The organism is Paenibacillus sp. AD87, assembly GCF_001659845.1.
Classification (GTDB): Bacteria; Bacillota; Bacilli; order Paenibacillales; family Paenibacillaceae; genus Paenibacillus; species Paenibacillus marchantiae.
Genome location: NZ_LXQN01000019.1, coordinates 786454 through 802071, shown reverse-complemented (window position 1 = coordinate 802071; position 15618 = coordinate 786454). Strand labels below are relative to the sequence as shown.

The window sequence follows — 15618 nt, the reverse complement described above, 5'->3', positions numbered from 1 at the left end:
TGATAAATCTAAAATTCAACCTACCCTTGATGTTCCAATTTGGCATGCTGTATGGATGCCCTTGCTTCTCGGCTTCGCTGTTACTTATTCACCCGGAAAGCTTCCCAAGCCCCGCCAACCGAATTGCGGCTCGCGACAAGCTTACCGCCATTATTCAGATCACAGGTCACATACAGGTTATTGGCGAGTGCCTGCAACGCGATTGTTCCATCACCCAAATCCACACGATTGAATTTCTCCCATTGCTGAATGGTTGTGGCTTTGGCGATCAGGGCACCACCCACATTAACATCTGCTGTGACATATTTATTATTGATTTTGGACTTGAGGGATACCGTTCCATCGGAGTTCGTGATCCATTCAAAAAGCTCCCAGTCTCCTGCCGTCGTCCGATTGGCGACAAGCTGGTCATTGCCTTGATTCTCGGCAGAGACGATTTGCTGATTGGCTTGAGCAACCAGATAGTTGTAACCACTTGGATTCGGAGGCTGCACCGTGCCCCCACCCGTAACCTCCGAATATACGGCCTGAAGCAGCGCCCCTGAGCGGTCATTGCTGTACTCCCAGAACATGATGCCACCCAGATTGCTGTTTTTCACATATTGCACCTTCAGGCTGAGCGATTGCGGGTCATCATAGGAGATAAAGGTATTCCCATTAAACAGATAAGGAGCTTGGGCACTGCTGTCCCAGTACCGTGTATATCCGTTTTTATTCAAATATTGGCTGACAATAGTGTTGTAGTCGGGTTCAAAACCACCGGAACCGGGCCTGTCCAGACCATTGTTCGAATTCTGAACCCCAGTCCAGGCCCGGCCGTAAAAGGCTCCGCCAATGACCAGTTTGTTCGCGGGAACACCGCTATTTCTGAACAGATTGACCGCAGACGTTACACTAATATCTCTTCCGGACAGATTCGTATGATGACCTGTTGTTGCATCCCAGGTTCCATGAAAATCGTAAGTCATCAGATTGATCCAATCGAGCAGAGGCGTGATATTATTGATTTCCACACCGTTCAGATAACTGCTGCTCGCTCCGGCGGCAATGGTCAGCAGATATTGTTTTCCATTCATTTGTCCTTGAGCATTCAGCTTCTCACGAACCTTCGAGAGCAGTTGTGTGAAGTTTTGTTTATCTTGCGGCCGTGCAGTTGTACCGGCAGCAGGGTTGGTCGGATATTCCCAATCCAGATCGACGCCGTCCAGATTGTTGGAGGTTACCAACTGCACAATGCTGTCGGCAAATGTTGTGCGTGAGGCGTCCGTTAGCGCAGCGTCTGAAAAACCGTTAGCTCCCCAGCCACCAACAGACAATATCACCTTCAGATCAGGGTTTCTGGATTTCAGTCCAACCATAAGTTGCAGTTTGGTACGATCCGAGTTTGTAATGGTTGCTTTGCCGTTAGAGATGAGTGCAAAGGAGTAATTGATATGAGAGAGCTGTTCTGCCTTGATATCATTCGCGGTCCAATTAGCCCAACCAGCCACGTAAGCAATAATTTTCTTTGGAAGAGGAGCTGCGTCAGCTTGTTTCGCTGGTCCGAAGGCAAATGTTGAAACGGTTAGTGCAAAAGATAAAAACAAGAGCATGAACACTTTTACAAATGAAGGGATCGTACCAACTCGATTTAGGTTCATCACTTAACTCTCCTTTGGGTTTTAATTTTAGGAATTCAGCAGTAGCCTTACGTTTTGGTTAGCAGGAGGATCACGCCCTGTAATCCCTGCTGCTTCTCTCGTTAATGCCGCTGAAAGGCTATGTTTGTTGATCCACATCGCTTTTCCACCCTTTCTGTTCCAATTAGACTCGAAATAAAGGAAGCGTTTACAATTAAATGTAATCGATTCCATTTAAAGAAAAAGGAATCTGAGCCGCTGAACATTCATGGATGGAATTCATAGATTCGCAGAAAAAATAGGCTAACTCAAAAAGGATCATAGTACGTTGAGCTGAAGGGCAATGGGATATCAAAGGAAATTTGTGGCTGAACAATTTTGATAATCTAGGGAAGAAGTACACCAACGAAATTACAATTACATTCATCATTGGCATGACTGGTTGCATGGATGAGGAGTAGGTTTATAACCGACTTTCAAAGTATTGAATACTGTCTGACGTGTAGAGTGTAAGTAGGCGGGTAAAATACGTATATAATCTAGTTAAAATTAGGATAATACAGAATTGAAATATTTGTCAATAAAATTTAAATTTGGCATTCATTCAAAATTCCAAAGATCGCCTTGCCTTTTTAACAAAAAAAAAAGATCTTCACCTGGCTGCGCAGGCAAAGATCAGAATAACAAACAAATCACTTACTGCTCTATAACATACTCCCCCCTCTTAATGAGAAGCTGGATGTCCCTAGCAGAGATGAATCATACCAAAGTTCAAGATTACGCTGTTGTCTTTTCCTTTTTGACCATACTCCATAAACGTTCCAATAAGGTAGGTCGTTGTTCACCCATAAGAAGCTCGTCCTCGTCTTCCTGGCCATACAATTTAATGCTCATCACCAGTCCGATACATGCCATATTAATGAGCAACGAGGTGCCTCCATAGCTGATAAATGGCAGCGTAATGCCCGTAAGCGGCATCAGCCCAAGGAAAGCGCCAATATTTTCAAACACCTGATATAACAACATGCCGATAATCCCCACAATCACGACAGGTCCCGCCCGGTCTCTACAGTGTAAAGCGATTAACACCATACGATGAATGAGGATAAAATACATTAAGAGCAGAACAGATCCACCTACAAAACCAAACTCCTCGGCAATGACCACAAAAATGGAATCCGAATATGTATAAGGTACACGCCCCGATTGAACAGATGTGCCTTGCATGTAGCCTTTGCCTGTTATGCCTCCCGAGCCTATGGCGAGACCCGCATTTTTCGTATGCCAGGAAGCTTTCGACGTTGCTTTATCCGGTACAAGCCAAGGATCAATACGCTCGGCCCAGTGCTCCCGGTTCGCCTTTTCCAGAAAGGTAAAAATCTCATCGTGATATGACGTATATGCTTTGACGAATCCAAAAAAGGTTATCCCCACAATGGCAAGAGCAATTAGTGCATGCGACAACTTGATATTCCCTATCCATAACACAGCGACCAGAATCACGATGTATCCAAGGGCGTTGCCCAGATCATTCTGAATCATTACGAGTGCAAAGGGAACGAACGTCCATAAACCAATAGGAACGATGTCTTTCCAGAAACGAAGCGTAGAATTTTTTCTTTTGACCAATACATGAGCCAGAAACAGAATCAAGATCATTTTAAACAACTCTGCCGGTTGAAAAGAAAGATAATCATTAATCTTTATCCAGCCATTCGCATTATTGATCGTGCCTCCTATGAAATTAACAAGAATCAACAGGACAATCCCAAACCCGTAAATATAAAACGCATATTGGATATACAGTTTATAATTGACCAATCCAATACCAATGAGGGCTACGAATCCAATTCCGTAAAACTGCAAGGTTTTGATATGATGATTGCCCAATTTCGGATCGGACTGAATCGCACTGTACACCGTAAATACACTCATGACCATAAGCAGCAGCAACACAAACAGAATAACCCCGTCCATCTTCTTCAGCATTCTCAGCATGTTCCCACGTATCCCCCTGAGGCTCAATACCCATTAATTATTTCCATTAGTCTTTAATATTACCATTGTATAGAATTGGAAGAGAAAATGGAAATCCGTCAAACAAAACAACGAAAAACCCTGAAACCCACAGATCTGTCTTGCTCCGATCTGTTGATTTCAGGGTTAACTTATATCGTATTCATTTGCAAAGAGTCTGTCCTAGGATAAAGACTATTGCTCCTGTTGCGTTGATTTGCGTTTAAATAGTTTCAATACCAACTCCGTAATGCTTGGCTGTTCTGCGGAACCGAGAATATCCTCGTTCTCTTCTGTATGCACTTTGATACTCATCACAAGTCCCATACTAAGCATGTTGAGAACAAGCGAGGTTCCCCCGAAACTGATAAACGGCAGTGTAATGCCTGTCAGCGGCATCAGACCAATGAATGGACCAATGTTGACAAAGATCTGGTAGAGCAGCATCGCTATAATACCGACAATGAGATATGGCCCTGCCCTATCCCTACATTCCAGTGCAATCAGCACCAGCCTGTGAATCAAGATAAAATAGAGCAGCAGCAGCACCGATGCTCCAACAAAACCAAATTCTTCACCAATCTGCACAAAGATCGAGTCCGCGTAGGCCAGCGGCACCCGATTCGACTGAATCGTGGTACCTTCCATGTATCCTTTACCGCTAATACCTCCAGAGCCTATAGCCAACTTGGCATTGTAGGTCTGCCAGAGCACATCCCTTGACGTCTGATCCGGTACTAGCCAGGGGTCGAAACGATCTGCCCAGTGAGAGCGACCAATGTCCTTCAGAAATTTCACAATTTCATCATGATAATGAATATACGCTTGTGTTCCAGCGATCAAAGCGGTCACCGCTATGACAAACCCGATCAGGGCATGCGTGAATTTGATATTGCCTATCCATAGAAGCCCCACCAGGATAACGACATAGCTCAGCGCATTCCCCAAGTCATTTTGAAGCAAGACGAGCAACAACGGTGGAAGCACACAGAGTGAGATTGGGATGACATCTCGTCCAAAAAACAACGGCCTGTTTTTCTTCCTCGCCAGAAGCGCTGACAGGAAGACAATCAGACATAGTTTGAATAGCTCGGCAGGCTGCAAGCTCAGGCCAAATATGGATAACCATCCTTGAGCCCCGTAGTACTCCTTACCGATAAACATAACAAGAATAAGCAGTATCATGCCCACGCCATAAATGTATAGGTAATTTTTAATGATCAATTTGTAGTTAATCATAGACATTCCGAAAAACACAATAAAACCGATAATGTAAAAAATTACTGCTTTCTGGGGATAAGCCTCCCACTTCGGTCGGCCGAAGGTGGTACTATAAATCGACAAAATACTAATAGCCATCAGTATGAGCAATATAAAAACAATCGAATAGTCTATTTTTTTGAATTTATGCAGCATGTAGTTATGTTCCTCCAAGCATTCAGCAATCTTCGGTATATCTCATTGTAGAGGATTTCACGGCAAAAAGAAAACCCGTGGAACCTTACATTTTCGTCACCTGTTCCGAAGTACGAACACCCAGTACATGCCGTTCAATACCTGCAAGGTCTGGCACGACGATAATTTCCGGCCAATATCCGGCCGATTCAAGCAGAGCTGCGATGTCCCCAGCCTGACCCTCACCCAGCTCAAAACCGATGATCTGAGGCGGTGCAGGCAGCAGTGCCAGCTGCTCCAGCATGATGCGGTACGGCCCCAGCCCATCGGGGCCGCCGTCCAGTGCCGTGCGCGGCTCATGATCGCGCACCTCGGGCTGCAACCCGGCGATATCTGCCGCCGGGATGTAAGGCGGGTTGGACACCAGGATGTCCACCCGTACCCCAGCGAACGGGGCCAGCAGATCGCCTTCACGGAAGTCGATCTGTACCCCGTTCGCGACCGCGTTCCGCGCGGCCACTTGCAGGGCAGCCGCCGAGATATCTCCGGCGCCTACCTGCCAGAGCGGGCGCTGCGAAGCCATCGTCACCGCGATGGCTCCGCTGCCCGTGCCAATGTCGACGGCGAGCGGAGCGCCGCCGGGAAACACGCGGTCGGCTTCGCGCAGCACAGCCTCGACCAGCAACTCGGTCTCCGGCCGCGGGATCAGCACGGCCGGCGTGACCTCGAACGGCAGCCCGTAGAATTCCTGGCTGCCGATAATGTACTGCGCCGGCTCACCCGCAGCCTTGCGCGTGACGGCGTCTTCCCAGCGGCTGCGAAGCTCGCTGGGAAAGGGCTCCGGCTGCATCATATAGTACGCGGCCCCTTCGCGGCCGAGTACATGTTCCAGCAGCAGCCGGGCATTGTTGTGCGGCTCGTACACGCCGCACTTCTCCAAAAAAGAGGAAGCCTCCACGAAGGCTTCCCGACAGCTCTGTTCCGGCGTCATGACAAACTGCGCGCGGGTCACAGCATTATTCTCCTCTATCCATCATATCCGTCTGCTCCGCAATGGTCAGTGCAGACAAGATATCTTCAATTTCACCATTCATGATTTGATCCAGCTTGTGCATCGTCAATCCGATACGGTGATCCGTAACACGGCTTTGTGGGAAGTTATAGGTACGAATCCGCTCACTGCGGTCGCCTGTACCCACTTTGCTCTTCCGTTCACTCGAAATTTTTGCTTCTTCTTCCTGACGCATCATATCGAAGATACGCGTACGCAGAACCTGCAATGCTTTTTCCTTGTTCGAGTTCTGGGATTTACCATCCTGACACGTCGCCACGATTCCCGTTGGAACGTGAGTTACCCGTACAGCCGATTTCGTGGTATTAACCGATTGTCCACCGGCACCACTGGAACAGAACGTATCTACACGGATATCTTTATCATGAATTTCGATATCGAAATCTTCGGCTTCAGGCATAACGGCTACTGTCGAAGTAGACGTATGAATACGTCCACCCGATTCGGTTGTCGGGATACGCTGCACACGGTGCGCACCACTTTCGTATTTCATTTTGCTGTAAGCACCACGACCGTTGATGAGGAAAATAACCTCTTTGAAGCCGCCCACATCATTCGTATTGGCATCCATCAGTTCCACGCGCCAGCCTTGATTATCGGCATAACGTGTATACATCCGGTACAGATCCGCTGCAAATAACGCCGCTTCATCTCCACCAGCCGCTCCGCGAATTTCCACGATGACGTTTTTATCATCATTCGGGTCTTTTGGCAGCATGAGAACACGAATCAGATCGTCCAGTTCTTTCTGGCGAGTGCTCAGCTCATCAATTTCCATTTTGACCATTTCACGCATCTCGTCGTCCAACTTCTCACCTTGCATCTCTTTGGCGGCTTCGAGATCCTGACTTACCTGTTTGTACTCACTGTATGCTTCATAGGTAGGTTGCAGATCGGATTGTTCTTTAGAATATTCCCGTAACTTCTTGTTATCACTTGCTACATCCGGGTCACACAGCAACTCGCTTAGTTTGTCATAACGGTCGGCTAACGCCTGTAATTTATCCAACATATATAGTCACCTCACGCTTTATTTTCGTTCCATCATTTCAACATTCATTTTGATCCCGATAAGCATTCATGCATGCATCATCAGACCATCTATATTTCACAAGGCACGGAGTTCTCAGAAATCCCTGACCGTAACATTCATTTTATGATCGACGTATAACATCGCTACAACGTCATCAAATCCTTTACTTTTAAGTTATATAAAGAAATCGCGTACCCTGTGTGGAAACCCGCTTCAGCTCATCAAGTGGAGCGCGAAATTCAACGTGGGTATACGACTCTTAATTATAGCATATTCTTATGCTCCTGAATAGCGACTGTTCACCGGACAATGCCCCAATATTTGCATAACCAGAACATCAGAGGTAACCAGCCGCAATATCTCATCCTCTGTCTGTTCAAGTACAACACTTCACCATGTCACCTCGTTCATGACCCTCGCTGGATTATAGAACACTCGTAGCTGAGGCAATACGGATGGAAATAACAGTTCCCCTGTCTCTACTACTTTTTATTATATCCACCAACTGCAAACAATCCAGCAAAAATAAAGGTTATGTAAAAGGTTCTAGCATATAAAAAGCCCTGCCATCTTCACGAGAAGACAACAGGACTTTATTAACGGTATATCTAATTGTGGATTGGATATCCATTAAACATTGAAGCGGAAGTGCATAACGTCGCCGTCATTGACAACATACTCTTTACCTTCGAGACGAAGTTGTCCACGTTCTTTCGCGCCGTTCATGGAACCGGCAGCAACCAGATCGTCGTAGGAAACAACCTCTGCACGGATGAATCCGCGCTCGAAGTCGGTGTGAATGACACCCGCTGCGCCAGGTGCTTTTGTACCCTTACGGATCGTCCAAGCACGAACTTCCTGTACGCCTGCTGTGAAGTACGTGTACAGACCCAGCAATTTGTAAGCGGCTTTGATCAACAGGTTCAGACCGGAATCCTCGATACCGAGCTCTTCCAGGAACATTTGTTTATCTTCGCCTTCCAGTTCCGAGATCTCTTCTTCCACTTTCGCACTGATTGGTACCACTTCTGCATTTTCTGCAGCTGCGAATTCTCTTACTTTTTGCACATACGCATTGTTCGCCACATCTCCGATTTCGTCCTCAGCTACATTAGCTGCGTACAGAACAGGCTTCAGCGTAAGCAAGTGCAGATCGCGCACGATCAGACGTTCTTCTTCCGTAAGCTCCATGCTACGTGCCGGCTTGTCTTCGTACAGAACAGCCTTCACTTTCTCCAATACTTCCACTTCCTGAGCAGCTGACTTGTTGCCGCCCTTCATGTTTTTCTTGGAGCGATCGATTTTTTTCTCGACACTCTCGATATCGGCCAGGATCAGCTCCAGATTGATCGTCTGGATGTCGCTTACCGGATCAATTTTGCCATCGACGTGTGTGATATTCTCGTCTACAAAGCAGCGTACCACGTGTACAATGGCGTCTACTTCACGAATGTGGGCAAGGAACTTGTTACCAAGACCTTCGCCTTTACTAGCACCACGAACAAGACCTGCGATATCTACAAATTCAAACGCCGTTGGTACCGTTTTTTTCGGTACAACGAGTTCTGTCAATTTGTCCAAACGCTCGTCCGGTACTTCAACGATCCCCACGTTAGGGTCAATCGTACAGAACGGATAGTTTGCCGATTCGGCACCAGCTTGTGTAATTGCGTTAAACAGTGTGGATTTACCAACGTTAGGCAGGCCCACGATTCCAGCTTTCAAAGCCATGTATATGACAACTCCTCATTGATTAATTGTTCGGTATGGATAATCCTATACATTATATATGACAAACCCCAAGGCATCAAGGAACTTCGCCAATTCGACCAGAGCACCATCGGCTTCCCGAAATTCCCGGTTACTGCGGATGATTCGTTTTGCGTAGATCATACCGTTCGGCTTAGATTATCCGATTTTAGGTTTACCCTTTGATTTCCTTGTACATCGTCAAATCGGTTACTTCATACCCCATCTTCCGATACAGGCTGCTTGCCCGCACATTATGTCCAAACACATGCAGACCAATGCGATCCACGCCAAGGCCCAAGGCTTCCTTTTCAAGCGCCTCCATCGTCTCTGTACCATAACCCTTGCCCCGATAGGCTTCTTCGACCACAATATCCAGCAAAAAGGCGTCCTTCCCACGGCGGTTATCCGTAACGTTAAACCAGATATAACCCACATTCCCGTCTACGGCATGTACCAGATTATATAGGTAAGCACCCGGTGTATTCAGTCCTTCAGGCAAATATTTATCGTAGGATGCCTCCGCAAGTCCCTGCGCCTCTTCCGCAGCCCAAGTACCCGCCTCTACTTTCTCTTCTGCAAAATCTTTAATCGAGCGTATACGGAAACTTGCATATTCTTCTTGATTCATTGCGGTTAGCTTCATCAGAGTATCCCTCCACATTCATAAATATGTATACAGTTCTGGTGATGTATTCACTACATTAGAGCCTTATCTAAATATGTTATCCTATTCAACAAAATGAAGATTATGGTATAATCACTGAAGCAACAGAAAGGCTAATATGGGCGGTCTCGGCTAACCTCTCGGAAGGGAGGTGATGCCCCGTGGAAGTATACCAAGCGATGACGCTAATGATTTCATTTGCGACTCTTGTTGTCTTGATACTTACAAACAAACGGAAATAGACCGCCCTCGGCAAAAGGAAGCGGTCTATTTTTAGGCTTTCATTCTAAATCCGGAGCCGAACCGCCCTTAAAAGCGGCTGTTGCAACGGGGAGTCGTGTTGGTATCACGGCTCTCTTTGCATTTTATACATTTTCTGACCTTATTATAACACGCATTTTAATGCGCAGTCCACAATTCAAGCCCCTGTTCCCACGCATTCCTGTACAACTTTTAGTTGCCTCACTCTGTTTATATCTATATGAAAGAAAGGAGCAGAATACTTATGAATACGCGTCGTCCCTTTTCAAAAAGGAAAATAATCATCCTATCTACATTCATTCTCTTCATTGGATTAGTTATTTCTATGGGTTATCAGACGCTGGAACCGTTCAGACATTTAAGGATCACAATTTATAATCAGTCCGATTATAATCTCTCTAATATCACAGCACGCGTGAGCAGCGGCATTAACTCGTTCAATACAAACGATGAGGGTAAGGTATACACCTTAAAGAATGGTATACCCAGCGGTGAAAAAGTGAAGTTCGCTCCACAGCTGCGACTCTCCGGTGAAGGATCCATCAATCTGGAATTTACGGACAGTCGTGGTGAAACCTATAACAAGACGGTATGCGGTTATACCGAATACTTGTCTGGCAACTCCTATGTGACGGTAACCAACGAAACGATTACCGTGAAACAGGAATGTATGTAATAATATAGGAAAATTTTTCACTAAAAATCAAGAAATGCATTCTCCGATATCGGAGAATGCATGGATTATACACTATTTTCTGCAATTCCTACCACATCTACCACAATTGAAGTTGATCATCATGTGGGGGCTGATATCCTGATCTTCATTTCTTACTAAGCAACAGGTTGTATATTATCATTGCTGCTTCCTGCCGGGTTAAATGTTCTTTTGGCATAAACTTTCCATCAGGATATCCCTTCATAATAGCTTCCTGAGCTACAAGGTTAATACTATTTCTAGCCCAATTAGAAATCATTTGATTATCTTCATACCATGTAAATGATGATAATACATAGCCTTGTTTCTTCATCACATTCTCAATCATGCTTGATGCTTGTTCTCTTGTAACGTACGCATTCGGTCTAAGCGTACCATCATTGAAGCCCTTAATTATCCCCTGCTCCAGAACAGGAGCTATCTCTGAATAATACCAAGCACTAGAGAACACATCTGTAAACTCTTTCTGAAAAGGAACTATAGAGTTATATCCAAAAGCACGCTTTAAAAAGATTGCAAATTCCGCTCTCGTTACTTTTTCGCTTCCACCAAACGAGCCGTTCGAATAGCCTTTAACAATTCCTTTCTGTGCCAAGTAGATAATAGCTTCCTTCGCATAGCTCTTTTCTATATCCCTAAAAGTAACACTTGCTGGATTCTTTACTTCTCTACTAGAACCCACAACTTGGGTATCAATCGTAATACTGTCGTTTCCTTTTCCCGTATTTATACCAAAATTTGAGTTATTATTTACATTTTGATAACCAGGATCAGGATAATTAGATCCATATACCGTTGCACCAGTTCCATCTGCTGGAGTTGTTACAGCGACTGTCTGTTTGCCAATGACCTCTTCTGACCCATCAGGTCTGACACGTACAGCGATGATATTATACTCATAGTATTTACTTCTCTCGACACCCACTTCGCTAAATTGCAGCTTACCATTCACAGTAGCCACGATCCCCTCATCACGGGTTTCTCTAGTAGCCGTATTGACATACGTCTTACGATAAAGACCATTTCCTAGAGGCTCGTACTTCGTTTGCGGATTACGTTCAACGTAATGAACTGCTCCTTCAATAGGTTGATACTCAAAGGCAATTGTTGCGTTCGAGGCATTCATCGGCGCGACATTCATCGATTGAGGTATACCTGCCGTCTGTACTTCAATTGTACTAGATTCAATTTTTCCATATTTGTTGCTCGCTACAACCCGATACGTATATGTTCTTCCTGGCTGGAGCGTGTACGCAATCATGGTATTCGAATGACCTGACCATACTTTGTTCACTTGATCCTGGTAGATCTCATACTGGGTTGCGCCCTCTACCATATTCCATTGCAGGTCCACTCTATTATCGTACACTCGATTGACTCTGATGTTAATGTGACCTTTCGGTGCCACGTCCTCAGTCACCTTAGGTATCTTCACGCTTTTAACTGCAGGTGGACCTTCGTTGTCTCCATCCTGGCCAATCACTTTATAGATGTACGTTGTGTCAGGTATCACATTTACATCCTCGTATGAGGTTGACTTGGTTACCGCTAGAGGCTGATCATTACGGGTAATCACATACTCTACTGCATGGTCTGCCTTGCTCCACGTAAGTCTAACTTTGGTGGAATCCAGTGCTTCAGCTCGGAAATCAGGTGGATATGGAATATGAGGTACATTTCCGATGGTGTATTTCGTTTCCTCACTGTAAATTTCGCCTTTGCGAGCTACTAATGTATACGTAGTGACAGAATTAAAATCCACACCTTCATCTATATATTCTACAAGTGGACCCTCATAAAGGATTGTGGAACCACGCTTGAGTATATATTGTTCGGCACCTTCCACAGCATACCACTTCAACTGAATGCCATTATTACCCGCAGGACCCGAGTAGTAATATCTAGGTTTATCAAGTTTTGTGATTACAGGTTCCCCACCAGCTAGAGTCGGAATAACGTAAGGGTTTTCATTGGTTCCCTGTCCTTTAAATTCAATATTATTTTTTAACATGGCTTTATATCTGAAGTTTTGTAACGTCCCTGCATCAACAGGGTTCATGTGATTATTTGGAAATGTATTTGAATCGGACGCATTCTCTGTAAAAACAAATCCCTTATTCCCGGATTTTCCTAATGCACTTTCATATGTACTGGGATTAACCAAAGCAAGGCTAGGAATCATCCGATTAGGCTCCTTATGGCCGCTCAGAACAATCCCTGTATACTTTTCCAAATCTTCCTTGGTAACAAGCCCCACAGGAGATGAATAACCATAACTGTACTCACCATTATCAAATGCATTCACTGTCCACCATTTCGTATAAAAAGGGGACTGTTTATCAACATTTATTCTACTTAAATCATAGCCAACACTATCTATGAACTTAGAATATGTATCCACTCTCCACGTTGCAGCCTCACCCTGTATATCGATATATTTTGATACTGTATCTTGGGAGATTAATGTTTGATCATCAACAAGGTACCATTTACCGAATTGCTTAAGATCAACAATTGACCCAAATCCTGCCTTGGAATCCCCTAAAGTATAAGAATCCTGAGCAGGGGGCATGATTATAAATTCTAATGAACGTTGATTGGAGTCGTCTGTAGGATTCGTCCAAGCTAACCTGATCACATTTTTCTCACCTGGTTTCAGACCATTAATGAGAGCACTTGAACTGGATTGGCTCTTCAGCTCAGTATTCTTCACATCATTGACGTACACATCTGCCTGTACAATGGCATCTAGCTTGTAAAACAGACTAATCGTATTGCCATTCACAAGCCCCCAGTTTACATAAGTGAAGCCACTATCAATTTGATCTAATTCCCCTGCAAGCTTTCCGGTAAAATCAATTCTACCCGCATCATCATATATTGGTGCAGGCTCCTTCAATCTAACATAGAGTATTTCTGATTCTCCGTAGTTCGTTCCGTCATAGCCAAAAACCATAATTCTGTATGTTATTTCAGGTAACGCCCTCGTTATTGTGTATGTTGTTTGATTATTGAACTGTGCGGTATCACGATTGACATTAACAACATATTCGGTTGCACCAGGAATTTCATCCCAAGATACCTTTATGGAGTTATCCGTTGTGGTTACCGTTACGTTAGGTTTCGGCAAATATGACGTAGTAATGGTGTCACTTATTTTTTTAATTGATGTAGACGTACTAGTAGTGTTGGAATTATACGAGTCTATAGAGTTATCATTCGACTTGGAAGACTCAGTAATTATTTTATCTGTACGAGGCTCATAATTGGCATGAGCTACTTCTGTCCCTCCTCCCCAAAACACCATATTACCCAACACTAGATTCATAACCAACACTAAAATTAACAAACTCTTAGATTTCATATATGTATCACCTCTTAGAATTGTATATCATGCCTCATACTGTTTTATGTAGATCGTTTAATCTTACAATTTAGATAATTTCTCATGAATATTAACTACTTCTAATTCCAAATTCCCAATCTATATTTCTATTCTATAATCTCCAAATAACTCATCCTCTCCTCATAATAAACTGAGTCTTTAAACCTAATAATCTATTCCAAAACACTCCTTAAGACTCATTAATCATAATGTGTAATGTATTAACAAACAATAAAAAATTTTACTCTGAATTAAATCTTTATCTTATTTAACGATATAAAAAAAGCATATCGGTTATTATCGCCGACATGCTAAACACAAGTGATAGGTTATAACTTAATACTATATTTATTTAAAGGCATATCAAACTCATCATATTCTATAAATTAGAATACAACTGTGGAATAGGTTCAGGGGTGGCCTAACGCCGCTCCACCAGACGTGACGTGCCTTGCAAATCTTCAATCCGCCCCGCACCAATCCCAAACATGACCGTACGCAGCTCGAATTCAACCTGCTCCAACCGCTCATTCAGCGCATCATCGGAAGCAACTGCGGATTCGAGCAGAGATCGACCGAACCCGGCCAGATCCGCACCAAGCGCAAGCGCTTTGGCTGCATCTACACCGTTATACAATCCACCGCTGCCAATCAGAATACCCTCCGGGTTTACCGCTCTGACTTCCTGAATGCACTCTGCTGTCGGAATGCCCCAGTCTGCAAAAGCTTCTGCTGCCGCACGACGTATCGGATTCGAATTCCGGAACTTCTCGACCTGCACCCAGCTTGTACCACCTGCTCCAGCCACATCGATAAAGGCCACACCTGCTTCGTACAATCGCTGTGCCGTCACGCCATCGATGCCAAAACCCACTTCTTTCACGCCAACAGGCACGTCCAATTGCTGACACAACTCCTCGATTCGACGAAGTAATCCGCTAAAATCTGTATTGCCCTCAGGTTGGAAGATCTCCTGCAAACTGTTCAAATGCAGCACCAGCGTATCTGCACCAGCAATCTCAACTGCCCGCTGAAAATCAGCAGTGTTGAAGCCGTAATTCAGCTGCACCGCACCAAGGTTCGCGATGACCGGAATATCCGGTGCCCAGCGCCGCACATCAAAGGTGGTTGCCAGCTCGGGCTGTTCCACGGCAGCCCGAATGGATCCTACGCCTAGTGCCCAGCCTCGGGCGTTCGCCACACGTGCTAGGCGCTCATTGATAGCGCCCGTTGTTTTGCTTCCACCCGTCATCGAACTGATGAGCAAGGGTGTGCGCACCCTTTTACCAATAAACGCAGTCTCCAGACTTACCTCTTCAAAATTCAATTCAGGTAACGGGTTATGACGAAAAGCATACCGCTCCATTCCGCTGGTTACCCCTTCTCCTGCAACATTCTCTTCAAGACAGAGGCGCACATGCTCCAGCTTCCGTTCCCCCGTAGCCACCTCGGGAAGCAGCCGTTTGCCGGCTCGCTCTTGTTCATTCATGATGAGACCTCCTTATGTGAGAATAGTGCTGATGGACAGGATAATTGCCAGTTTCGGCTAGGTTCCGTTCAGGATTTTGCCCGATACAGCAGAGAGATTCTCAGAAATATTCATTCTAATTATGTAACGTACAAACGGTATGATTTGGATCTATATTATAAATGATATTCACACTCAACGCGTCAACTCTACCAGTATAACGTTCCGGCCCAGCAAT

The 15618-nt window shown here is 44.9% G+C and carries 11 protein-coding genes; 2 read left to right on the top strand and 9 right to left on the bottom strand.

Going from position 1 to position 15618, the window contains the following annotated elements; all coding sequences use genetic code 11:
- Nucleotides 1-80 precede the first annotated feature (80 nt).
- From gpAD87_RS27135 to gpAD87_RS27105, 7 genes are all read right to left on the bottom strand, one after another.
- Nucleotides 81-1640: a glycosyl hydrolase family 18 protein gene (locus gpAD87_RS27135; protein ID WP_064641887.1), complete on the bottom strand. Its 1560-nt coding sequence runs from the start codon at nt 1638-1640 to the stop codon at nt 81-83.
- Between the two features lie 756 nt (nt 1641-2396).
- Nucleotides 2397-3617 (bottom strand): FtsW/RodA/SpoVE family cell cycle protein, encoded by a 1221-nt coding sequence (locus gpAD87_RS27130; RefSeq protein WP_064641886.1) that lies wholly within the window; start codon nt 3615-3617, stop codon nt 2397-2399.
- Nucleotides 3618-3830: 213 nt separating this feature from the next.
- Entirely contained in the window at nt 3831-5051 is a 1221-nt protein-coding gene (locus gpAD87_RS27125; RefSeq protein WP_063568410.1) for an FtsW/RodA/SpoVE family cell cycle protein, read from the bottom strand.
- An 85-nt stretch (nt 5052-5136) separates the two neighbouring features.
- Nucleotides 5137-6021, bottom strand: a complete 885-nt coding sequence (gene prmC / locus gpAD87_RS27120) for a peptide chain release factor N(5)-glutamine methyltransferase (protein ID WP_082935381.1) — start codon at nt 6019-6021, stop codon at nt 5137-5139.
- A gap of 25 nt (nt 6022-6046) precedes the next feature.
- Complete coding sequence (gene prfA, locus gpAD87_RS27115) at nt 6047-7114, bottom strand: peptide chain release factor 1 (RefSeq protein ID WP_064641884.1); 1068 nt, start codon at nt 7112-7114, stop codon at nt 6047-6049.
- 651 nt (nt 7115-7765) lie between these two features.
- On the bottom strand, nt 7766-8866 hold the full coding sequence (gene ychF, locus gpAD87_RS27110) for a redox-regulated ATPase YchF (RefSeq protein WP_064641883.1): 1101 nt from the start codon (nt 8864-8866) through the stop codon (nt 7766-7768).
- A gap of 193 nt (nt 8867-9059) precedes the next feature.
- On the bottom strand, nt 9060-9530 hold the full coding sequence (locus gpAD87_RS27105; RefSeq protein WP_064641882.1) for a GNAT family N-acetyltransferase: 471 nt from the start codon (nt 9528-9530) through the stop codon (nt 9060-9062).
- A 182-nt stretch (nt 9531-9712) separates the two neighbouring features.
- Between gpAD87_RS27105 and gpAD87_RS33030 the strand changes: the two genes are divergently transcribed.
- Both gpAD87_RS33030 and gpAD87_RS27100 read left to right on the top strand, forming a co-directional pair.
- Nucleotides 9713-9793 carry a putative holin-like toxin gene (locus gpAD87_RS33030; protein ID WP_350338859.1) on the top strand — a complete coding sequence of 27 codons (81 nt, stop codon included), beginning with the start codon at nt 9713-9715 and terminating at the stop codon, nt 9791-9793.
- Nucleotides 9794-10056: 263 nt separating this feature from the next.
- Nucleotides 10057-10488, top strand: coding sequence for a hypothetical protein (locus tag gpAD87_RS27100; RefSeq protein WP_064641881.1), 432 nt, complete (start codon nt 10057-10059; stop codon nt 10486-10488).
- 145 nt (nt 10489-10633) lie between these two features.
- Here gpAD87_RS27100 and gpAD87_RS27095 read toward each other — a convergent pair whose 3' ends face one another.
- Nucleotides 10634-13891, bottom strand: coding sequence for an S-layer homology domain-containing protein (locus tag gpAD87_RS27095; RefSeq protein ID WP_064641880.1), 3258 nt, complete (start codon nt 13889-13891; stop codon nt 10634-10636).
- Nucleotides 13892-14333: 442 nt separating this feature from the next.
- Nucleotides 14334-15401: a type 2 isopentenyl-diphosphate Delta-isomerase gene (gene fni / locus gpAD87_RS27090; RefSeq protein ID WP_064641879.1), complete on the bottom strand. Its 1068-nt coding sequence runs from the start codon at nt 15399-15401 to the stop codon at nt 14334-14336.
- Between the last annotated feature and the right edge of the window lie 217 nt (nt 15402-15618).